Genomic DNA, 22,771 nt, shown 5'->3' with positions numbered 1-22,771 from the left:
GCGCAACCGATATGCCACTTTTGAAGCCATTTTTCTGCATCAAAACTGGCATAAGAGGTGTGTTAATCGGTTAAGTGGGATTAAGCCGGTAAGTGAATCAAGTAGGTTAAACGAATCAAACCAGAGATATTTAACACCAAGCATAAATCATGAGAAACAAAAAAGAGCGGACAACGGGACTCGAACCCGCGGTCTCGACCTTGGCAAGGTCGCGCTTTACCAACTAAGCTATGTCCGCAGTGTGTTCGGTAAAGTACTGAGCACGAAAGAACACTATATAGTAAAAGTTTCATATGTGCAAGTCTTCTTTCTTCCCGTGTGTTGCTCAGGTGTTCGCTGTTGAGCATCGAATATCAGCGAAGGTCGAGCGTTAAAGAAGATGCTCGGGTGCTATAGAACCAATGCCAATAAAGAAGAAGGATTCTCGTATGCGATTTCATTGCGTAGTTAATCCCTATGGGGGGCGTGCGCTTAAAGCATGGCGTGAAGTGCAGTCAATTCTGCGCGCAAAGGGAATAGAGCATTCTGTTCATTTTCCAATGCGCACGTATGTTGTACATGATATTGTGCGAGATCTCAGCGATGTTAGTGATGATGCTGAAAATGTTTATATTATTATCGGGGGCGATGGTACGCTTAGTGTTGCTGTGAATGGCATAATGAATTTTAATAAAACATATCTTGGTCTTATTCCTGCTGGAAGTGGCAATAATTTTGTGCATTCGAATTCTATTTCTGGCACGTATGAAGATATTATTGAGCGCATTACTGATGTAAGTCGAGTGCTTTCACTAGATATGGGTGTTCTCACCTATAATACGTGTTTGATGATCAAGGCAGAGCGCTGGATATTGCCGCAAAACAATGGCATTTCAATAATGCTGCGGGTATTGGTTTTGATGCAGATGTGTGTGTAAAAGTTTTGCATTCGGATGTGAGCGATAGGTTATCGCGATTACATCTTTCTCAGCTTGCCTATTTATGCGCTGCACTGCCGGGATTTTTAAGCATCGAGGATTTTCTGTATCTGTGGATATTGATGGAGAAGTTTGTAGATATGACGATACGCTTTTTGTGGCGGTTATGAATGAACCGTATGAGGGCGGTGGATTTAAATTCTGTCCGCAAGCATCGCCGTATGATGGACAGCTTGATTCATGTATTGCTCAAGGGGTTAAGAAAACTGAGCTTGTGCATCTTATTCCGCGCGCAATGAAGGGATATCATACTAGCTCTCGCGGTGTTCATATGGCACGTGGGCGAGTATATCGCATTACAACGAATGTTCCTGTATGGGTTCAAACAGATGGGGAAGTAGCTTATAAATCGAACGATATAAGTATTTCCTTATTGCCTCAAGCTGTGCAATTCCTCGGTTTATAGAGGTTTTACTTATATATCGGTGCTCGTTTGCGAGTGCCGATTTTTTATGCTGTCTCTTGCGACACGCCGAAAACGTTAAACGTTTGACGTTAAACGATTAACTTATTTTAATAAAAACTATCGCAAGACCACGGTGGTCTTACGGGGTAGGGTACTCCCCAGTGAAAATCAGAAGGAAGGGATGGTTATGGTCCGTCCAGCTATATCTCGAACAATGAAGGCATGTGCTGTAGCATGTTCAGTTGCATTAGGAATATCTGTTCTGGGTGCATGCTCAGGTAACTCAAAGCCAACAACAACCAAAGATGGTAAACCGATTGTTCGTATCTCTATGCGTCGAAACACAACAGCGGTTAAGCTCTCGTCAATGGGTTGGACGAAAAAGTTGGAAGCAGCTTGCGATTGCTCGATTGAATGGACTGAAATTACTGATAACGCATGGGGCCAGCAGAAGAGTGCAAAAATGGCTGCTGGCGATTTTCCGGATATTGGTATGTCTATGTATGATCGTAACGATATTTCCAAGTACTCCAGCCAGTTTGAAGATATAGCACCTCATCTCAAGAAAATGCCGAATGTTCAGAAATTCTTCACGGCTCGACCAGTAGCTCAGAAGATGGTAGAAGATGAAGGAAAGATTCAGATTCTCCCATCTGATCGCGGTAAGGGGTATCGCGTATCTGCTACACATATGTTTATTAATAAAGCATGGCTCGATAAGTTAGGACTGTCTATGCCAACAACATGGGACGAGCTTGAAAATGTTTTGAAAGCATTTAAAACTCAAGATCCTAACGGTAATGGTAAAGCAGATGAAGTGCCAATGAATATTCGCGGTCTCAACTTTGGTTTGTGGTCTGCTCTTACTTTGATGAATTCAACCGGAGTAACCACTGCTTTTATGGGATCTTCTGCTGAATCTCAAGGTTACTATGTGCAGGATGGCAAAGTTAAAAGCTATTTGACAAGCAATGCGTTGAAAGACACAATCAAGTTCCTCAATAAGCTGCAGTCAGAAGGTCTTATCCCTAAGGATTCCTTAACCCGTGACGGATCGAAGTATGCTGCACAAACAACTAGCGATGGTAAAACAGCAATAACTGGTTTCTCCTTCGGTTGGTCTCGTCAAGGTGAGTATGGAACTTTGGCTAATCAATATGCATCTGTTCCTGTGCTCAAGCAAACCGCGGATCAATCTGATTCTCAGGTAAAGTGGGACTATAGTCAGGACTATACAGAACTTGCTAATGCATTAACAGTCAGCAAGAAAGCTCCTAATAAGGATGCAATCTGGAAGATTATTAATGCTATGTATGATCCAGAAATTTCCATCCAGCAGTATTATGGCGATCTCGATAAATATGTAACCAAGTCCGATAACAACACATACACTATCTCGGATAAGGTATACGAAAAGTACGTGGATACTCGCGAAATTGCCGCTCAAGATCGTTTTGCAGGATGGATTCCAGATGATTACACTATTCTCAACGACACCAATGCAGACGCAGTATCGGCGGATAATGAAGCCGTTCAGCCAGCACTCGATAATGTGAACGAAAAAACTGATGTGGTGTCAATCTATGCTACTCCAAGCGCTAAAGATCTTGATACCTTGTCAACGAATAATACCTCCATTTTTAACTACGCCGACAATATGTTGGCCACATGGTTCCAAAAGGGTGGTATCGATAAGCAGTGGGATGAGTATGCGAAGCAAGTAAATGACAAATCCCTCGGCTTAGATCAGAATATTTATATCTGGCAGAAGGCTTATGACGTAGCTGAGAAGTAAATCAGTGCTCGTCTAAACCTCTGTGCAACGTCCTAGGTGCTCTTTACTCTTCTCTCGTTTCTGGTAAACGAGCACCTAGGTTCCCCTTAGCTTGGCTGTATGGCATACATCAACGCTATCGTTCGCTTTATTCTCATGGTTTTCATAGAAGGAATTCACATGACACGTGCATTACGTAGTGGTGGAGAAAGCACCGCTTATCAGAAGAAAAAACTTTCACCCTTGGCGTCGTTTAAACGTCATACTGAGCTTTATTGGCAGTTATGGCTGTTAGCTGCTCCTGCTTTAATTTTTGTTCTTGTTTTTGCCTATATTCCTATGTGGGGAATTCAGCTGGCTTTCCGTGAATTCGATCCAGATAAGGGATTAACCGGTGGGCAGTGGGTAGGCTTTAGCTACTTTGAGAAGTTCTTTAACAGTCCGCTTTTTGGTGAGATTATGGGAAACACCATTCGCATCAGCTTGTGGACATTGGTTATGGGCTTTATTGCTCCAATTATTTTGGCTTTGCTGATTAACCAGATTTCCTCTCCAAAAATTAAAGGTTTCGTTCAGACTATTACCTATATGCCGCACTTTATTTCTGTTGTGGTTATTGTGTCCATGATTAATATTTTCCTGACTCCAAAAACTGGTATTTTAGGTCAGTTCTTTGGCGATACCAGTATTTTGGGTGACACACATGTTATTACTGCTGTCTATTGGATCTCAGAGATTTGGCAGCATGTGGGATGGAACTCCATTATTTACTTGGCAGCTCTTTCATCTGTGGACACCTCTTTATATGAAGCCGCAAAAATTGATGGTGCTGGACGTTTCCAACTCATTCGTTACGTTGATATTCCAGCAATTATGCCAACAATGACGGTTCTGCTCATTATGAGTATGGGCTCTATTCTTGGTGTAGGTTTCGATAAGATCTTCCTGATGCAGAACTCCCTGAACCTGCCTGCTACTGAAGTTATTTCTACCTATACCTACAAGATTGGTATTCTAAATAGCCAATTCTCTTACTCCACAGCTATCGGTCTGTTTAATACTGTGGTTAACTTCCTGTTCCTGATTGTGGCAAACTTCATTTCTAAGAAGGCCACTAAGTCGAGCATTTTCTAAGGATGAATCATGACTGTTATTTCTCAGCCTCAGACTTCTACAGCTTTACCACAGGTCGCTAAGGTGGCGTTGAGTTCAGCGGATGTTCCATGGAATCCAAAAGTGCGTTATAAGAAGAAGCCATCGGATCATGTAGCTCTCGTTATTATTTATGGTCTGCTTATTTTCACGGTTTTAGCGATGATATATCCGCTATGGTTTGTGACTATTTCTTCGGTATCTGATTCATCTGCTGTGGCTAATGGAGCTGTGAAGCTTATTCCTCATGGCGTAGCATGGAATGGTTATGCGAAAGTTTTTGAAAACTCGCAGATCTGGACGGGCTATAAGAACACTCTTATTTACTGTGTTCTGGGCACTCTGGTGAATATGGTCGTGACTATTCCGTGTGCTTTTGCTTTGTCTCGCAGTGAGTTTAAGCCACGTCGTATTATTCTGTTTCTCTTTACTGTTACGATGTTCTTCTCCGGCGGCTTGATTCCAAGCTATCTTCTGTATAAGAACATGGGCATCTTGAATTCCATGTGGGTATTTATTTTGCCAGGAGCTGTAAGTGTGTACAAAGTGATTGTAGCTCGCTCCTTCTTTGAAACATCCATTCCTGAGGAGCTTTTTGATGCTGCGAAGATTGACGGTATGAGCTATATCGGCTACTTTATGCGCGTTGTATTACCACTGTCGAGCGCTATTTTAGCTGTGATTGGTTTGTATTATTTCGTAGGACATTGGAACGATTATATGACCGGTTTGATTTTTGTGACTGACTGGGATAAACAACCGTTGCAAAACGTTCTTCAACAGTTATTACTCGTTAACCAAGTGAATGTAACAACCAATATTAATTCTTTGGATTTGATTCGAGCTGCCGATCAGATTAAATTCGCGATTATTATTGTCTCGACTGTGCCGCTGTTCATACTGTATCCATCCCTTCAGCGCTACTTTAACAAGGGCGTTATGCTGGGTGCAGTTAAGGGTTAACGCGACGATATTAACGAAAATATATAAAGGACGAAGGAATCATGGCTCAGTTTGCTGTTCTCTACGAGAAATTCTGCCGCACTATTGTCATCATTTTTACGGTTCATGTGGCTATTGTTGTGCATACACTCATGGGAGCTGTAGTTGTAGGATTTTTTCCCGCTATTGCAGCCGCACATAATACTTACCGAGTATGGTTTCTGAGCGATGACCGTTCATGGCGTGTGCGCGAAACATGGTTAGTTTTCCATCGTGAATGGAAGGCGAGTATGCGCAGCGCACAGGCTATTGGATGGTTGCAATTCGGTATAAGTCTGCTTCTAGCCTATGATTATTTCATTGTTAACTGGAATGTGCGCACGGGAATGCTGGGTGTAGTATTATCTGGCTTCTTCGTTGTTCTCCTCGCCGTTATGATTCTATGGAGTGCCATGTGCTGGGCAGTGCAATCGCATTTTAGTGAGAGAACAACGTGGATTATGCGCTATGCCTTCAGCATGGTGATTGCTCGTCCTTTATGCTCTGTTCTGTTGGGCTGTGCAATTTTTATGATTGCGTGGTGCTACGTACAGTGGCCAGGTCTTATTATTGGGTTCGGAACATCCGCTTTTGCTTTTGCTGCAGAAATTATTGTGTATTGCTTTGGCAAGTTACCTGGTTTAGACCCTCGTGAACACGAAGATTTAGCTCCCGTTACCCTCGGTTAGAATGGATGAAGAGAGTAAAATATGAAGCTTTTCATAGCAAAGAGGCGAGGTAGCAGTGGTAACGATTAAAGATATTGCGCGAGAACTCAATGTATCAACAGCTACCGTGTCTATGGTTCTCAACGGTAAAGCAGAGAAACGTGTAAAGCCACATATTATTGAGCAAGTTCAAGAAAAAGCCCGCGAATTAGGATATAAACCAAATCTCATGGCTAGAAGCCTAAAAACCAATAGCACGCGCATTCTGGGATTCCTGAGCGATCATATTGCCAGTACTCCGTTTGCTGGGCGCATTGTGGTAGGAGCGCAGCAAGCAGCACGCGAGTTAGGTTACCTCCTTGTTATTGTGAACAGTCAAGGAAATAAACAGCTTGAAGCCGAAGAAATTGAGGCGCTCAAACACTATGGAGTAGACGGTTACTTATACGCCTGCATGTATAACCAACGTGTGCAGATCCCTAAGAATCTTGCACATGAGCAGACGGTTATTATTGACGGCACTGATGAGGATGGGCGAGTCAGCTCTATTTGTCCAGATGAAGAAAAAATTGGATACATGGCAACTCGTGAACTTATCGATGCTGGCTGCACTCGCATAGCATTTTTTGACGCTCTTCCTGACCTTATTGCTCAAGAACTACGCTATAAGGGGTATGAGCATGCAATGTACGAAGCTGGTTTAGAACCTATCGATGAAGGCTACACAGATGAGGATGCCTTCTCCTACGGTGCAGCTCATGTTCTCGATAATATACAACCTGATGGCATAGTGTGTTTTAACGATATTCGTGCAGGCTTTATCTATGCAGAAGCAGAACGTCGAGGAATACATATTGGGCAAGATATAAGCGTCGTTAGCGTTGATAACCAGCCGCTGATTATCAACTCTCTACGTCCAGGTCTCACATCAATTGAACTACCACATTACGAGATGGGGTATTGGGCAGTCTACAAACTTGTTGAGCAAATTAGCCAGTCATCCATCATAATGCAGAAGATGACGCCATTTACCAGCGGAGTACAACTAACTCAACTAACACCATCAGCTACTGCAGTTGAATGCGCAATGATACGCAGACAATCAGTAGTAACAATCAATCAAAAACAATAAAATACACAGAGAGATAAGTATTATGCGCTATAACACCTCTAACTACGCTCGTATTGATCTTTACGGAGTACGTGAAGGCAATGATGCTCAGATTCTCCTTGACTATAAGAATGACACACATAATCTCACAATTAATAACTCAGATAAATACTTCCTCCCAGCGCTACAGTGCCACACGATACTCAGATTAGTATTACTGCTGAGCGCGCTCGCATTACGTTCGGCTATTTGAGTGAGTGCGAAAATATCTATGAACAAGGTATTAAAATGCTCGATTACAGTGCTGAACCTGAATTGCCTCGGGTTTCCCAGAGCTCAACTCATTTCGAGCCACCAGTCAATTGGATGAATGATCCTAACGGTTTAGTGCAGTTCAATGGAGTGTACCATATGTTCTACCAGTTTGATCCTTTTGGATGGGATTGGGGTCCAATGCATTGGGGACATGCAGTTAGCCATGATTTAGTACATTGGACGCATCTGCCTGTGGCACTCGATGCGCATGATGTTATTTATGCAGATGATGAATGGGTGGGAGGAGCTTTCTCTGGTTCCGCTCTTCCTGTTGATGCTGACGGTCAGCCATGCAATGGTGCTAATGCCATAGCAATTAATATTTTCTTCACATATCATCATGAGATTCCACGTATAACAGCAGAGACTGAAGTTGAATGCCAATATATGTGCTCTAGTACAGATGGTATTCATTTTACGAAGCCACAGATGATTATTGATCGTGAAGCTGATGATTTTGGAGTAGATTTTAGAGATTCTAAAATTGATGTTACTGCTTTGCGTGGGGTAGAAGGTGTGGAAGAAGGCTCGAGCTTTATTTCCATTGCTACCAATCTGCCTGCAGGTTTTGATAACGGATATTTCAGTGAAGCTCAGGGAGTACGCGCTTTCGACGTGGAATCAATGACTCCTGCTGGACATTGGTTTACTGAGTCTGCATGGGATAGTGCAGACTGCGAGAAATGGACTGCTTCTACTGAAATTGTTCCAGTTATTGCTGGTTATATTGCTTCACCAGGTTCCGATTTGGGAAACCAGAATCGTGGACATATTCAGGAGCTTTATTAGCAGAGTATGAATATGGTGTAGCAAAGACTTATGAATGTCCCGATACTTTTGAACCAGACGGGCGTAAGGTATCAATTGCTGCTCTTATGCATGTGCGCGATTCGCGTGGAGCATTCCAACCAGTGAACTGGTACGTAGGAAATATTGTTCAGCAAGGCACACAAGATGCACCTCTTCTACGCCTCAACGTGCAATCGCGTGGACTGTGTGATTTTGGCAGTGCATTCTATGCTGTGCAGTCTTTCGAAGACGAGCGGGGACGTCGAATTGCTGTGGGTTGGTTGGTAGAATGGTATGGTCAGCGTCGTAAAAGCACGAGTGCAAGCAATGGCACCATGACCTTCCCGCGCGAACTTCATATTGTGGATGGTACTTTAAGAAGCTACCCAGTTCAAGAAATTTTTGACTACGCAGTCAAAGATAAATTGAGCACTGCAGACGCGGATAGCCCATATTATGCTCGGATTGAGCTTGATGCTGACAGCAAAGAAGTTAAAAGTGACTTTGATGTGATACTTGCTGAAAAAGGCGATGCATCGGTTCATCTGGAACGTAGAGATGGAGTTATTGGTATATCTATTCGTGGCACAGGAATGGACGCATTGTTCTATTCCACTCATGTTGATTCCGTGCACACAGTGGAGATATTTATGGATGGAACGGTTCTCGAAGTCTTTATTAATAAGGGTGAAGATGCAGGTAGTTTTATCTTTGACGCTCCAGGACAGCTGGCTCAGTCTGTAACCTTCTTAGAGAGTTTCGAATTTACGACCTCTGCAGGAATAAAACTAGCTGCAATACGTGAGCTAAAAAACGTACATTAAGAAACTGATGGCGGGTATACAAGTACTCGCCATCAATGCTATGCAGTGGGTTTCAGTTTTGGAACGGAATGCAGGACCGGACGGTCTCGAGAGCAACATGTTTTTCATGTGGACAGAGAATGGCATAGCTCAAACTCTATCTGCTGCAATGGGAATCAGAGAAAACGCAATCCAAAAAAGCGCGGAAAAGCGGCTCTTCGGACTTAGCGGGGTTGTGTAGGCTGGGACGGCGTGGATGTTGTGAGCGTGGCACAACCCCAAGAACCAGTTAAACTTACATGTTGTGTTGAGTTAAGACCTGATAATAATGAAAATGCGGAACACTGTATCTGCAGATACGAGAAATAAAAAAGTGGAAGTAACCAATGGCTACTTCCACTTATCTGTATAAAAATGGTCTACTTATCGAGACCTTGCTGCTGAACATAATCAGGAATATTTTCTGGATACTCTGGCCATGCTCCAGCCTGAGTGCACACATAAGCGGCAACATTGCATGCACGAACATGAGCTTCGTGCAGTGGAGTTCCACGCAAAATTTCGCTGGTGAAAGTACCAGAGAAGGAATCTCCAGCGCCCACAGTATCGTTCACCTTTACGCGAGGTGTCTTTACGTGGGAGACTTCGCCATCCTTGTGCATAATAATGGAGAAGCGTGAACCGCCAGTTAAAATCATGTAGTCTAAATCATAGTTCTTAATGAACCATGCGCATGCTTCTTCATCAGAACCGTCAACATTGAACATAGGGCGCAAGAGCTCAAGTTCGTCATCGTTAATCTTGAATACAGTTGCAGCCTTAAGCTGTTCTTCAATAAGTTCTTGAGAGAAGTAATCAGCGCGAATATTAATATCATAGTACTTCAAAGCGCCTGGCTTGGTGTGCTTGAGCAGTTCAAGCAAAGTGTTGCGGCTTTCTTCCTCACGGCAAGCCAAAGAACCGAAACATACAGCATCTGCCTGTGCAACAACATCAATGAGTTCATCAGTCAAAGCAATATGATCCCATGCAACGCCTTCAACAATCTCATATGTCGGAATACCATCATTGAGTACTACGCCAACTGTGCCAGTAGGGAAGTCATTGCGTTGAATAATGGCATCAATGCCGGCATTCTTCACAGCTGCTACAAGCTCGTCACCTAAAGAGTCGTTTCCAACAGCACTGATGGAGCGTCCAACGGAACCATTGTGAGAAGCATGATAAGTAAAGTTTACTGGGGCGCCGCCTGCGCGCTTTCCTTCAGGGAGCATGTCCCACAGAATTTCGCCGAGGCTGACCACGATAGGTTGTGTCATGGTGTTCCTTTCTTCCTCTGGATAGTCTAGCGCTAACCGCAGAAAATATGCAACTTAATCGGTTGAGTCCGACACGCCTTAACTTGTATCGAGAGAGACGTTAAACGTTTAACGCTACCTACTTATTCAATGTACTATGCAGAAGGTTTGATGTCTATTCAGGGAAAACCCTGAAGATGGTGAGTGCTTTTCAGGGACAATGTGGGTGTGTTTGAGGGTGTAGTGAACAGATGCCGCGTGATTAAATGAAACCATGAACACTACATTGCAAAATCAATCAGTACCTGAAGTAAAGTCGCCAGTTGTTTCTTTGAGTGACGTAACTAAGATTTATGGTCGAGGTGACACGCGAGTTCGTGCACTCAAAGGCATCGACTTAGTCATTAATAAGGGTGAATTTACTTCTATTATGGGTCCTTCTGGATCTGGAAAATCAACCATGCTTCACGTTATTGCCGGTCTCGATAATCCAACGAAGGGTGTGGTAACTGTAGATGGCATTGATATTACGCATCTGAAAGATAAGGAACTTACTGAGCTGCGTCGCTCACGCATTGGCTTTATTTTCCAGTCCTTTAATCTGGTGCCAACCTTAAACGTGGAAGACAATATTTTGCTGCCTATGCAGCTGTCCAATCAAAAGATTAACAAAGAATGGATGTCTCGCGTTGTACAGGTCTTAGGTCTGAGCGATCGTTTGAAGCATCGCCCATCCGAACTGTCTGGTGGCCAGCAGCAGCGTGTGGCAGTAGCTCGTGCTTTAGTAGCACGTCCGGCAATTATCGTTGCTGATGAGCCAACGGGTAACTTGGACTCTAAAACTAGCGATGAAGTGCTATCTATCCTTCGCCAAGCAGTAGATGAGTTTGGACAATCAGTAATTATGGTAACGCATAATCCAGCGGTAGCCAGCGTATCTGATCGCGTTATTGTCGTATCAGATGGCTTCATTAAAGCCGATATGGTAGGAGCAACCCCGGATCAGGTTGTTTCCTTGTTATAGGTGGTACGAGGAAATAGGAGGGGAAGAAGATGGCTTCAGCTATTAATAAACTGATTGGCGCTAACGTGCGTCGTCATGCGTCGCGATATATTTCTACTGCTATTGCAGTTACTATTGCATCTACTTTTGTTGTGCTGGCACTTACTTTGGTGGGAGGAATGTCTCATCAATATACAGCAACGTATGAAAACTCTACTCGAGGAACGGCAGTAATTGTTGGCAAAGAGTATATAGATACAGAAGATGAAAGCAGCGAAGAGTCTGACAGTTCTTCACTGCAAAACTTGGCTAATCAAGCTTCAACCAATGATGAATCTCGTCTTCTGGATGCTTTGCGTTCAGTATCGGGCGTGAAACGAGTTGTTCCTACTACTGCAAGCGTGCAGGATAGGGGCAGTTATCTGCTTTTGAAAGGTTCCATAAATACGGAAGTTGCGTATGGCGATAAAACTGTTTTGCGTACTATGTCGTACACCCAACAGGCTCCTTTGGCAACTGAACAGTATGCATCTGGATATGCTCCGTCTTCGGATAAAGAAATTGCAATCGATAGTGAAGCAGCATCCTACTTTAATGTAAAAGTAGGCGATACGGTATCTGTGCGTTCAGCTGGTACTCAAGACGCTCATGATCTCAAAGTTTCAGGTATTACTGTAAGTTCGAAATTCGATATCAATACGGTTTTTGTTACTCTGCAGGGTGCTGAAGCAGTCGGTGGATCCTCTATGACAGACAGCTACAAGCTTGTGCCAGATGACTCTGCCTTACGGTCTCCACAATCGAGTGTTCAAGCGCAAAAAGAGTTAACTGCTAATGTGAAGAATGCTTTGAAATCTGTTAATACTGATGCAGAGAAAGCAGGCATAGAATATGTGGCTTACGAATCTCAGCAGTTTGTGGACTCAGGTAAGAAAGCTCAGCTCAATTCTGCAACATATATGACGTCTATGGCATTGCTTTTCCCTCTTTTGGCAGCCTTCGTTGCTTCTATTATTGTGGGCACAACCTTCCGTGTGATTGCATTGCAACGCCGTCGCGAACTGGCATTGTTGCGTGCTGTGGGTGCGCAGGCAAAGCAAGTGCGCACTCTCTTATTCCGTGAAACCTCTATTGCAGGTATGGTATCTTCGCTCATTGGTGTAACAGTAGGTTCTCTTGTGGGCTTGGTTCTGCAAGTTCAGCTCGGTGTAGCTGCTAGCTATGCAGAAAGTCTAACTATTTTGCCATGGAAGGGCATTCTTGTTACATGGATTGTTGCCAGCGTTTTGACCACTTTGATTGGTATTGCTCCAGCTCGCGATGCTTCGAAGGTCTCTCCTTTGGATGCTCTATCTCCTGTGCAATCAGTGCAAGAAACAAAGCGTAGCCACCGTGTGCGTCTGATTATTGGTGCTGTTATTTTGGCTGCTAGCATCGCAGGTATTGTTTATGGCTTGCGAATGCCTCATGAAGAAGAAAATGAAATCTACATGCGCTTCGGCATAGTAGTACTGGCTACTTTTATCTGCTGGATTGCAGCTATGATGATTTTCTCGGTTGTTCTTCCATACTTGATTCATGCAGTGGGTGCTCTTGTGCGCACTCCAGTAGGACGTTTAGCGCGCGGTAATGTGGTGCGCAATCCTGGTCGTACTGCATCTACGGGTGTGGCAGTAATTATTGGTGTGGTGCTCATGTCTACAATTTTCGTAGGTGTTGCGTCTGTACAAAGCACTCTTGATTCTATGCTCAGCATTGAGTATCCAATTGATATTACTGCGACGAGCTTGAAAGGTACTTTGACTCGTAAGGAGATTAAAGACTTAAGTAGTTATAAGCATGCTCGCAAAACTGCTCTGGTTACAGGTGCTAAAGCTACCGTGAACAATAAAGCTGATGATATTGTGCAGGTTCTTGGTTATCCGGATATGAAGGATATTGCACGCTCTTCTATGCCTGAGATTGCTTCGGGAACAGTGCACGTTAATCCTGACGAGGGCTATGATACTGCTAAACCAATGACTTTGTGCTTTATGCCTACAACTGGAGATAATACTTCTGCCTCGTGCAAGGATTATACGGTAGTTAAGGATAAGACCGTTTCTATGGGATCGGCGCGTTTAACTGCTGAAGATTTGAAGAGCTCTGTTCCTGATGCTCCAACAGTGAGCGTTATTATGCGGGTTGAAGATGGAACTAAGTTCGACGAGATCATCTCCTTTATGAATAAGAAGAGCTCTGATGTGTCGGTATCTGGTGGATATATTATGCGTGCTATTTATATGCAAATGCTTAATGTTATCGTCATGGTCTTCATGGTTCTCTTGGGTGTATCTTTGGTCATTTCGCTTGTCGGTGTGGCTAATACCTTAGGATTGAGTGTTGCGGAACGCAAGCATGAAAATGGCTTACTGCGTGCTTTGGGTTTGAGCCGAGGTCAGATGCGCCGATTACTTGTGCTTGAATCCTTCCTCACCTCTGCAGTTTCTACAGCAGTGGGTATTGGGCTGGGTATTACCTTCGGCATTATTGGCATGTATACTCTGCCATTTAATGGATTGAGTGGGGGAGTAAAGATTGTGCTTCCATATGATCAGCTTGGAGGACTGTTTGCGGTGATTGTGCTTGCGTCTATGCTGGGCGCATGGTTGCCTGGACGCCAAGCAGCAAAGGTTAGTCCTGTAGAGGCATTGGCTGAAGAATAAAATTGCGAGAAAAGTCCTGCGGTGCTGAATGCATCGCGGGGCTTTTTCGTTGGAATTACTTGCGAAACGCTGAGTTAGTTAAATGACTTTACAAACTATGTAAAGTTTGGTATTCTCATAAACAGCAGCTACGGCTGAAAGAAAACAGATAGTTTGGCAAAGGAGCTACATAATGGGTTTGTGGGATGTTGAAAAGATTCCATTCGTGGGCACTGACAATGTTGAGCAGGGTCTTGGTTTCCGTTACTACGATGCAGATCGTGTTGTTGCGGGCAAGAAGATGAAGGATTGGTTGCGTTTCGGTGTGGCATGGTGGCACACCTTCGATCAGGAATTGGTGGATCCATTCGGTACTGGTACTTCACATCGTCCTTGGTATGGCAAGTATTCAGATCCAATGGATGAAGCCTTGGCTAAGGTTGATTACGCCTTCGAATTCTTCACTAAGCTGGGCGCGGAGTATTTCTGCTTCCATGATCGCGATATTGCTCCAGAGGGCGATACCTTGCGTGAAACCAATGCAAACCTCGATAAGGTAGTGGATAAGATTGAAGAGAATATGAAGGCTACAGGAGTCAAGCTTCTGTGGAACACTTCGTCCTTGTTTACTAACCCACGATTTGTTTCTGGTGCATCTACATCACCATTTGCAGATATTTATGCATACTCCGCAGGTCAGCTGAAGCATTCTTTGGAGATTGCAAAGCGCTTGGGTGCAGAAAACTACGTATTCTGGGGTGGTCGCGAAGGTTACGAAAACTTGTGGAATACTCAGATGAAGCGCGAGCAGGCTCATATGGCTCAGTTCTTCCATATGTGCAACGACTACGCTAAGGAAATCGGCTTGGATGCACAGTTCCTCATTGAGCCAAAGGCTAAGGAACCGACCATGCACCAGTACGACTTCGATGCTGCAACTGCTATCGCATTCTTGCAGACCTACGATCTGATGGATGTAATGAAGCTCAACCTCGAAGGCAACCACGCTAACTTGGCTGGTCACACCTACCAGCACGAAATCCGTACTGCTCGCGAAGCAGGTGTGCTCGGTTCCCTCGACGCCAACCAGGGTGACAAGCTTATTGGGTGGGATATGGATGAGTTTCCAACAGATTTGTATGAAACAACCACGGTTATGTGGGAAGTTCTTGCAGAAGGCCAGATTGGTCCTCATGGTGGTTTGAACTTCGATGCAAAGCCACGTCGTACCTCATTCGTAGCAGAAGATCTCTTCCGCTCACATATCGCAGGTATGGATGCCTTTGCTGCTGGCCTGCTTATTGCAGACAAGATGCACGAAGACAAGTATATTGAGAACTTGCAGGCACAGCGCTATAGCTCTTATGATTCCGGTATTGGTGCAACCATTGAAGACGGTACTGCAACCTTAGCTTCCTTGGAAGAATACGCTCTCGACAAGCCACAGTCTGAGCTTATTGCAGCAACTCAGTCGGATCATCTTGAGTCTGTTAAGGCAACAATCAATAACTATATGTTTGAAGCCTTAAAGTAAGCTATTTATCTCTCTTTCCTTCTGTTTAAAGAAGTCAACACTGATGTGTTGGCTTCTTTGTTGTATGGCGTAGTTCTGAGTTCTTGGGATTTGAGCTGGGGGCTTTGGCTTGGTGCAGCTCGTTTTAACTGATTATTCTTGATGCAGGTAGGTAGGAGCGTGTGGACTGGCGGCTCGTGGAACGTGACTTAGTAGAGTGCTCTACGTTTTGCTCAACGAGGGCTTGGGATAGTCCGAAAATATATGCCTGTGTTACTGCGCTCGGATTCAATCTACAAAATTCGATGAAATGTTTATGGGGAAGGTTTTACTGGTTCTTCGGTTTTTAGCGGGGGTTTTAGGTTGCAGGTGTGTGATTAGCGGCTGTTCGGCACAATCAGGCTTCACACTGCGTTAAATTCGAAGGGCTATTGTTCTAACGCATTCTACCTAACCGATTCATACATCTGTTATGCCAGTTTCGATGGGTAAAAAATGGCTTCAAAACTGGCATATCGGTTGCGCGCGTCGACTTCACATATAAAAATAACCACATTCGCATCGGGGCGATGTCTTGAAACCTGACATTCTGAGGGATCAACTGGAACCTACTAAACAACATCTTCTGCTCACCCCCCCGCTAAGTCCAAAGAGTCGCTTTGCCATATAATCCTAGTTTTTCGGTCTGGTGAGTGGGTGGTGAGAAGAGAAAGAAGTAAAAATCCCTGCCTGAGATAGTGTTCTATCTACAAGCAGGGATAATCTTGCGGTTTTTATGCTCGATAACGAGCGTACTGTTCGTAAACCTCAGGAGTTGGGGAGCTGCTGAGAACTTCATCAATATTTAATTCCCATGCAGGAATATCATCGGTACTCAGTGCCACCCACGCCGCCTGACGTGCAGCACCAATTGCAACATACTCATCGGTGTGAGGAAGAATCACATCAGTGCCCCATATGCCTGGAGCATAAGCGCGAATTGCAGGAGACTTCGCTCCGCCGCCAATAAGCATAATGCGTTGAACATCAGCACCTAGCGCTTTCACATATTCTAAGCAGTCGCGTTGTGAGCACAATACTGCTTCTATAAACGCACGCGCCATATTTGAACGTGTTGTGTTTTCCAAAGTCAAGCCATAGAACTGTGCGGTAGCATTCGGACGATTTGGAGTGCGTTCTCCATCAAAATATGGAATCAAAGTAATGCCGTTAGCGCCTGGCTGAGCTTCATGCGCTAACGTGGCAAGCTCATCATAATCAACGCCCAAAGCTCGACGACCCGCATCCAAAATACGTGAACCGTTAATCGTGCACGCTAAAGGAAGCCAATGTCCTGTGCAATCAGCAAAACCTGCAATAGCACCGGTTAAATCATAAGCAGGAGAGTTGCTCACAGCAGCTGCAACGCCTGAAGTGCCCAAAGATACGGATACATCTCCAGCCTTCATGCCCAAGCCAAGAGCAGCCATAGCATTATCTCCGCCGCCCGGAGCAATAACGCAACCGCCTTCTACGTTCTTTCCAGCAATATAAGGATCAGCAATAGCTCCTACCTCATGAGGGTTCAGCACGCGCGGAAGAACAACGTTCGAGCGACCCAAAGCCATCTCTAATAAATCGCGACGATACTCATTAGTGACCGAATCAAAATACGCGGTACCAGAAGCGTCTGAACGGTCAGTAAAGAGAGCGTTCAACTGGGCGTCTCCACTCTCAATCGGACCATATCCGGCAATACGCCAGCTCAGCCAGTCGTGAGGCAAACAGATAGCGGCAATACGTTCGGCATTCTCTGGCTCGTTCTGCGCTACCCAAGCGACTTTCGTAATCGTTAACGAAGCGACCAAAGATGAGCCAACAGCCTGCACCCAACGCGCAACGCCTCGCGCTTGAATATCGGCGCTGTCGGCGCTGTCGGCGTTATTTGCACCGTCAGCGTTATCAGGTCTGCCAACCGAGTCAGAACCAGAGCCAGAACCCGAATCAGAATCAGTACTATCTGCGGCTCCCAATTCATTAATCAATGCTTCTGCCTGCACGCTACTTCGCGTATCGTTCCACAGCAAAGCATCTCGAATAACGCGACCTTGGTTGTCGAGCAAAACCATGCCGTGCTGCTGACCGCCCACGGCAAGAGCAGATACATCATCTAATCCGCCGGCTTGAGCAGCTGCTTCTTGGAAAGCATCCCACCAAGCTTGAGGATTTACAGATGTTCCATCTGGATGAGCAGCCTGTCCAAAGCGTACTAGTTCTCCGGTGAGTGCATCGGTAACGCGCACTTTGCATGACTGCGTTGAGGTATCGACACCTGCAACAAGAACTCGAGTCATTATGCCTCCTTGCAATCTCGTTCTCGGCTCTTTCCTTCTAGAGTAAGAGCAGCTATTTAGTTCTCCATACACAGAAGTATGTTAATTGACTTAACTAACTATTCCATAGTATCATTATTAGCGAACGGAGGTGTAAGATGGCACGACAAAAAGCATTAAATCAGGAAAATTTACGTGCGCACAATATAGGTGTGGTGCTCAGTGCAATTTTACGCAGTCGAGAGCCAGTCAGTCGTGCGCATATTGCGCGCACAACGGGTATGACGAAAGCGGCCATCTCCATTATTGTGTCCGACTTGATTGAGCATCAAGTTTTGCAAGAAGGCGAGCCGCAGCAGCTTGCGAGCACGGGTAAACCAAGTAATCCATTGGAATTTGTACCACAGAAATGGCTGGGCTTAGGTGTGCAGGTGCATACGGATGGTTACGGTTTTATTTTGCAAGATTTTAACGGAACTGTTGTGCATAAGCAGTGGATAGATAATGCCGAAAGCGTGAGCGAGCGTACGGATGTTTTAGATCAGTTAGAATGCATGATTGCTCCCGTTGTTCGCGATTATGAAGTGCAAGGTTGCCATATTTTGTGCGGTGGATTAGCTGTTCCAGGCATGGTAACCAGTGATGGCGTGCTCATTGATGCTCCCAACTTAGGTTGGAAAAATGTTGATTTAATGGCAACTTCTTTGGTGCAACGCTTTCATCTCACCCCTCTGAACGAAGCAAATGTGGCTGCTATTGCTCAAATTCCTGGCTATGCGGTAACTGCTTCAAGTATGAATAATGCTGAAAATACAACCTCGTTGGCTGATTCCTTTATTTATATTTCCACTGATGTAGGTGTGGGTGGAGCTTTTGTTGATCGCGGCACATTAGTTGCAGGCAATAATGGAGTCAGTGGAGAAATTGGTCATTTATCGGTGTCGATGGGAGGCCCGGTCTGCCGTTGCGGACGTCGCGGATGCATGGAAATGTACGCTGGTCGTAAAGCTCTGCTCAATGCTGCAGGATGCTCTCGAGCTTCTCATATGGATGCTGATGAGGGCTTTGCTTGGATTAGTCAAAAACTGGTCGGTTCAGATGCCAAGGTTGATGAAGTGATGGTTGAAGCCATGCGCGCTATGGCATCCGCTATTGTATCGACTATTAATATGCTTGATATTACGAACGTTATTATTGGCGGCTTCTGGACCCGCTTCGGCGCGAACTGGCTGGCTCAGTTATATACAAGCGTCAGTATGCAGTTAAATACGGTACATAAAAATAAGTTGACGATTACTTTTCCTGTTATTGATAATCGCGCTGCTTTACGCGGATCAGCTCAGTTAGGTTTACGCCATTTGATTGATGAAGCAGGCGAGTACCTGCTGTCTGACTAATATGAGGATGGGGAGAGCTCTTATGAACTCTCCCCATCATTTTGGTTTTTCGGCTTTTAGTTGCGAGCAGATGCTGCGGTCTGAGCCATCCAAGCTTCTACATCGTCAATTTCCTTAGGAATATCGTGAGAAAGCCATTCAGGACCGTTCTCGGTCATCAGCACATCGTCTTCAATACGAATACCAATGCCGCGGAATTCTTCTGGAATAAGCATGTCGTTCTCACGGAAATACAATCCTGGCTCAATAGTAAAAATCATACCAGGTGTAATCTGTGCTCCCTGATAAGACTCATAGCGTGCTTGCGAGCAGTCGTGCACATCCAATCCTAAATGATGAGCCACACCGCATGCATGCCAGCGGCGATGCTGCTGACCTTCAGGGCTGAGCGATTCTTCAACACTTACCGGCAAAATACCCCAATCATGGAGAGCTTCAGTCAGAACACGCATGCAAGCATGATGAATATCGGAATATGTAGCACCAACTTGAGCAGCCTCAAAACCAGCTTTTTGAGCTTTCAAAACCACAGAATAGAGCTCACGTTGGAGAGGAGTAAAAGTACCGCTCGTAGGGAAGGTGCGCGTAATATCGGCGGTATAGAGCGAATCTGTTTCTACACCTGCATCAATAAGCAACAGCTCTCCATTGCTGATAGTTCCAGTATTGCGCATCCAATGCAAGGTTGGAGCATGAGCACCTGAAGCAACAATCGTGCCATAACCCTCGGCATTTCCTTGCTCGCGTGCATTAGCGTTAAACTTACCTTCCAAAATGCGCTCGCCGCGTTCTTTACCGCGCGTCGCAGGTAAAGCCTCTAACATGCGAGTAAAACCGTCATGAGTGGCAGCAATTGCTTTGCGTATTTCGCGCACTTCAAAATCATCTTTAATCATACGAGCAGTAGAAGCGAACTCGTAGAAAGTGTTATCGTCAGACTCGGTAGCATCAGGATTATCAAAACCGCCTGCTTGACGTATAGCGTCAACAGTTGCAGTGACTTCAACATCAATATTGCGAATAATACGCACGCGGATGGCGCCTTGCTCAGTACCTACGTCTTTGGCTAAAGCGTCGTTTAAGCCTGCAATATCTGCAGTATCTAAACCAGTCATTATCTTAATGCCGTCCAAACCTGGACGAGCGCCCACCCAATATTCACCGTAGGCTGCAGAACGATAATAATCCTGCGTGCTTTGATCGCTACGAGGATGCAAATAGAGCACAGCGTTATGAGTTTTGCCACGAACAGCATCAGCGCTACCTTCAGCCACAGGATTGAGAACGAGGACCGCGCCTGCCTCATAATCTTGACCTAAACCAGTGTAGTAAGCAAAAGCACTATCTGGGCGGAAAGCGTAATCGCAATCATCGTTACGAACTTTTGCCTGACCAGCAGGAATCACCAAACGCTCACCAGGGAAACGCTCACCGAGGGCAGTTAAACGTGACTGAATATACTTACTTGACTCTAAAGGCTGTACATTCGCATTTTCATCGCCCCATCCGGACAGCATAAAGTCAGAAAATGTCGTGGATTCAGGGCGCAAAGTGCGATTATGCTTGCGATCTGCCATAGAATCCGCAGCATCAGCTTCAGCGCGAGTTTCAGGCGCTTGATCATTTACAGACACCATAAAGTATGCTCCTTAGCTAAGTATGGAAAACTCTGTTACATGTTGAGAACTAGTACATATTGAGACTCGGCAGAACCGAGGTCAATTCATGTGCTTAGCTCTACTCTAGAGCGCTCATATGACAGGGTTCACATAGATGGGATGGAGAGTTGCGGTTAATTGCATCAGTGGGGAGGCGGGTTGTGTAGGGGGATGGGCGGTTCTTGGGGAGTCCGCAGGCAGTTCTGGGTGCTGCTCGAACTGTTCTTCTGCAGCTTAACCGATTCATACATCCAATATGCCACTTGTGAAGCCATTTTTCCGCATCAAAAATGGCATAAGAGGTGCATGAAACGGTTAAGCGAGAGGCGAAGGGGTAAGAGCACACTAAACCGCACTACCAAACCGCACTACCAAACCTTCAATCAAGATCTTCGTGCAAGCCTCAGCTGCGCTCTATCGCGCCTCCAACCACGCACTCACCGTCCGCAATATCGCATAAAATGTGGCCTATGTCGTATGAAGTACCTGAAGTAGAAAACTTAAGTTTAGCGGATGTCTATCGTGAAATCATGATGCGCGCACCAGAGCATGATTTCGATCCTAGTCTTGAGCGCATGCAAAAGGTGATGGATTATCTTGGGCAGCCTGCGCAATCCTTCAAAGTTATTCACGTTACGGGTACGAATGGTAAAGGCTCTACAGCGCGCATGGCAGAGGCGATTTGCCGCGCTTATGGTCTGCGTACAGGCTTGTATACATCACCTCATGTGGAGAAGGTAACCGAGCGTATTTGCGTGGACGGTCAGCCGATTTCTGATGAGCGTTTTATTGATATGTGGCTGCAGGTCAAGGATTTCGTGGAGATGGTAGATTGCGAAAGTCTTGAGCAGGGTGGTCCTTGCATGAGCTTCTTTGAAGTTCTCACCACTATGGCTATCTGGACTTTCGCAGATTCTCCTGTGGATGTTGCAATTGTGGAAGTTGGTATGGGTGGCCGCTGGGATGCCACAAACGTTCTCGATGGTGATGCCTCGATTATTGGTCCTGTAGATATGGATCATATGCAATGGCTGGGCGACACCATTGAACAGATTGCCGGCGAAAAAGCGGGTATTATGAAGCCAACTTCTACGGTTATTATTGGGCCACAACCGCATGAACAGATTCCTGCTTTGTTAGAAGATTACGCGCGTGAGGTTGGCGTGCAGGCATTCGTGCGCGACGGTGTGGAAGCTGAGGTGAGTTCGCGTGCGGCTGCAGTGGGCGGTCAGATGGTTACGTTGCGTACTCCGCAGGGAGTGTATGAGCACATTCCAGTTTCGATGTTTGGTGAGCATCAGGCTCATAATGCGTTGGCGGCATTGTGTGCGGCGGAAGTAGTTATTCCTGTAGCTGGTCAATTAGATGCCGATGTTGTTACTCAGGCTTTATCTGCGGTAAAAGTTCCTGGACGTATTGAAGTAATCCGTCGTTCTCCAACTATTATTATTGACGGCGGTCATAACGAGAACGCAGTAAACGCTTTGCGTGCGGCTTTAGAAGAAAACTTCTCTTTTACTGATTTAGTGGGCATCGTTTCCATGATGAAAGATAAGGAAGTTGAAACAGTTCTGGGCATTATGGAGCCGATTTTATCGAAAGTTGTGGTTACCCAGAATTCGTGGACTAACCGTGTTATGCCTGTGGATGAGCTTGAAAAGATTGCTGTGTCTGTGTTTGGTGAAGACCGTGTGCTGCGTGCAGATACTATGCCAGATGCCATTCAAACCGCTGTTGATGAGGTGGATGCTAACGATGAACTTGGTATTGGTTTAGGACACGGCGTGGTTATTTTCGGTAGTTTTGTTACAGCTGGTGATGCGCGCATTCTGCTAAAAGAGCGTCACAATGCCGAGCTGAAAAATACGAAAGAAGATCGTGCAGCAGGCGTAGATACCGACTTTTCTCATGACGATGAGCAGGATTAGTT

At 45.2% G+C, this 22,771-nt stretch carries 16 protein-coding genes, 1 tRNA gene and 1 pseudogene; 14 read left to right on the top strand and 4 right to left on the bottom strand.

Annotated elements, in window-relative coordinates; genetic code table 11:
• Positions 1 to 165: 165 nt before the first annotated feature.
• A tRNA-Gly gene (locus HMPREF2909_RS05935) sits at positions 166 to 238 on the bottom strand.
• A gap of 190 nt (positions 239 to 428) precedes the next feature.
• Here HMPREF2909_RS05935 and HMPREF2909_RS05930 point away from each other — a divergent pair.
• The 9 genes and pseudogenes from HMPREF2909_RS05930 to HMPREF2909_RS05890 all read left to right on the top strand — a co-directional run.
• Positions 429 to 917, top strand: a complete 489-nt coding sequence (locus tag HMPREF2909_RS05930) for a diacylglycerol/lipid kinase family protein (RefSeq protein ID WP_168165269.1) — start codon at positions 429 to 431, stop codon at positions 915 to 917.
• A 64-nt stretch (positions 918 to 981) separates the two neighbouring features.
• Positions 982 to 1,383, top strand: coding sequence for a diacylglycerol/lipid kinase family protein (locus tag HMPREF2909_RS05925; RefSeq protein ID WP_148130808.1), 402 nt, complete (start codon positions 982 to 984; stop codon positions 1,381 to 1,383).
• A gap of 187 nt (positions 1,384 to 1,570) precedes the next feature.
• A complete protein-coding gene (locus HMPREF2909_RS05920; RefSeq protein WP_071415998.1) occupies positions 1,571 to 3,178 on the top strand; it encodes a type 2 periplasmic-binding domain-containing protein in 1,608 nt (535 codons plus the stop codon).
• A gap of 159 nt (positions 3,179 to 3,337) precedes the next feature.
• Positions 3,338 to 4,291, top strand: a complete 954-nt coding sequence (locus tag HMPREF2909_RS05915) for an ABC transporter permease (RefSeq protein WP_022856346.1) — start codon at positions 3,338 to 3,340, stop codon at positions 4,289 to 4,291.
• Between the two features lie 9 nt (positions 4,292 to 4,300).
• Complete coding sequence (locus HMPREF2909_RS05910; protein ID WP_071415578.1) at positions 4,301 to 5,272, top strand: carbohydrate ABC transporter permease; 972 nt, start codon at positions 4,301 to 4,303, stop codon at positions 5,270 to 5,272.
• Positions 5,273 to 5,313: 41 nt separating this feature from the next.
• Positions 5,314 to 5,979 (top strand): YesL family protein, encoded by a 666-nt coding sequence (locus tag HMPREF2909_RS05905; protein WP_071415577.1) that lies wholly within the window; start codon positions 5,314 to 5,316, stop codon positions 5,977 to 5,979.
• 55 nt (positions 5,980 to 6,034) lie between these two features.
• The gene (locus tag HMPREF2909_RS05900; protein WP_071415576.1) at positions 6,035 to 7,090 is read left to right on the top strand and encodes a LacI family DNA-binding transcriptional regulator; all 1,056 of its coding nucleotides are present in this window, start codon (positions 6,035 to 6,037) and stop codon (positions 7,088 to 7,090) included.
• Between the two features lie 168 nt (positions 7,091 to 7,258).
• Positions 7,259 to 8,173 carry a glycoside hydrolase family protein gene (locus HMPREF2909_RS05895; RefSeq protein WP_071415575.1) on the top strand — a complete coding sequence of 305 codons (915 nt, stop codon included), beginning with the start codon at positions 7,259 to 7,261 and terminating at the stop codon, positions 8,171 to 8,173.
• 29 nt (positions 8,174 to 8,202) lie between these two features.
• Positions 8,203 to 8,997, top strand: a pseudogene (locus tag HMPREF2909_RS05890) (hypothetical protein); the annotation flags it as partial.
• Between the two features lie 398 nt (positions 8,998 to 9,395).
• Here HMPREF2909_RS05890 and HMPREF2909_RS05880 read toward each other — a convergent pair.
• Positions 9,396 to 10,295, bottom strand: coding sequence for a carbohydrate kinase family protein (locus HMPREF2909_RS05880; protein WP_071415572.1), 900 nt, complete (start codon positions 10,293 to 10,295; stop codon positions 9,396 to 9,398).
• 253 nt (positions 10,296 to 10,548) lie between these two features.
• Between HMPREF2909_RS05880 and HMPREF2909_RS05875 the strand changes: the two genes are divergently transcribed.
• From HMPREF2909_RS05875 to xylA, 3 genes are all read left to right on the top strand, one after another.
• Positions 10,549 to 11,298 carry an ABC transporter ATP-binding protein gene (locus HMPREF2909_RS05875; protein ID WP_071415571.1) on the top strand — a complete coding sequence of 250 codons (750 nt, stop codon included), beginning with the start codon at positions 10,549 to 10,551 and terminating at the stop codon, positions 11,296 to 11,298.
• A 29-nt stretch (positions 11,299 to 11,327) separates the two neighbouring features.
• On the top strand, positions 11,328 to 13,982 hold the full coding sequence (locus HMPREF2909_RS05870) for an FtsX-like permease family protein (protein ID WP_071415570.1): 2,655 nt from the start codon (positions 11,328 to 11,330) through the stop codon (positions 13,980 to 13,982).
• A gap of 172 nt (positions 13,983 to 14,154) precedes the next feature.
• The gene (gene xylA / locus HMPREF2909_RS05865; protein WP_021618183.1) at positions 14,155 to 15,495 is read left to right on the top strand and encodes a xylose isomerase; all 1,341 of its coding nucleotides are present in this window, start codon (positions 14,155 to 14,157) and stop codon (positions 15,493 to 15,495) included.
• A 752-nt stretch (positions 15,496 to 16,247) separates the two neighbouring features.
• On the opposite strand, the gene HMPREF2909_RS05860 is transcribed toward xylA, so the two are convergent.
• Positions 16,248 to 17,807: a xylulokinase gene (locus HMPREF2909_RS05860; protein ID WP_071415569.1), complete on the bottom strand. Its 1,560-nt coding sequence runs from the start codon at positions 17,805 to 17,807 to the stop codon at positions 16,248 to 16,250.
• A 137-nt stretch (positions 17,808 to 17,944) separates the two neighbouring features.
• Here HMPREF2909_RS05860 and HMPREF2909_RS05855 point away from each other — a divergent pair, with 137 nt between their 5' ends.
• Positions 17,945 to 19,183, top strand: coding sequence for an ROK family protein (locus HMPREF2909_RS05855; protein WP_071415568.1), 1,239 nt, complete (start codon positions 17,945 to 17,947; stop codon positions 19,181 to 19,183).
• A gap of 56 nt (positions 19,184 to 19,239) precedes the next feature.
• Here the strand turns inward: HMPREF2909_RS05855 and HMPREF2909_RS05850 are convergent, their stop codons facing one another.
• Positions 19,240 to 20,820: an aminopeptidase P family protein gene (locus HMPREF2909_RS05850; protein WP_071415567.1), complete on the bottom strand. Its 1,581-nt coding sequence runs from the start codon at positions 20,818 to 20,820 to the stop codon at positions 19,240 to 19,242.
• Positions 20,821 to 21,311: 491 nt separating this feature from the next.
• Here HMPREF2909_RS05850 and HMPREF2909_RS05845 point away from each other — a divergent pair, with 491 nt between their 5' ends.
• The gene (locus HMPREF2909_RS05845) at positions 21,312 to 22,769 is read left to right on the top strand and encodes a bifunctional folylpolyglutamate synthase/dihydrofolate synthase (RefSeq protein WP_071415566.1); all 1,458 of its coding nucleotides are present in this window, start codon (positions 21,312 to 21,314) and stop codon (positions 22,767 to 22,769) included.
• Positions 22,770 to 22,771: the final 2 nt, after the last annotated feature.

Origin of the sequence: Alloscardovia sp. HMSC034E08 (assembly GCF_001813415.1) — a bacterium.
Lineage (GTDB): Bacteria > Actinomycetota > Actinomycetes > Actinomycetales > Bifidobacteriaceae > Alloscardovia > Alloscardovia omnicolens.
Note: the sequence above shows the minus strand (reverse complement) of the source record. Positions and strands in the feature narration are given on the sequence as shown.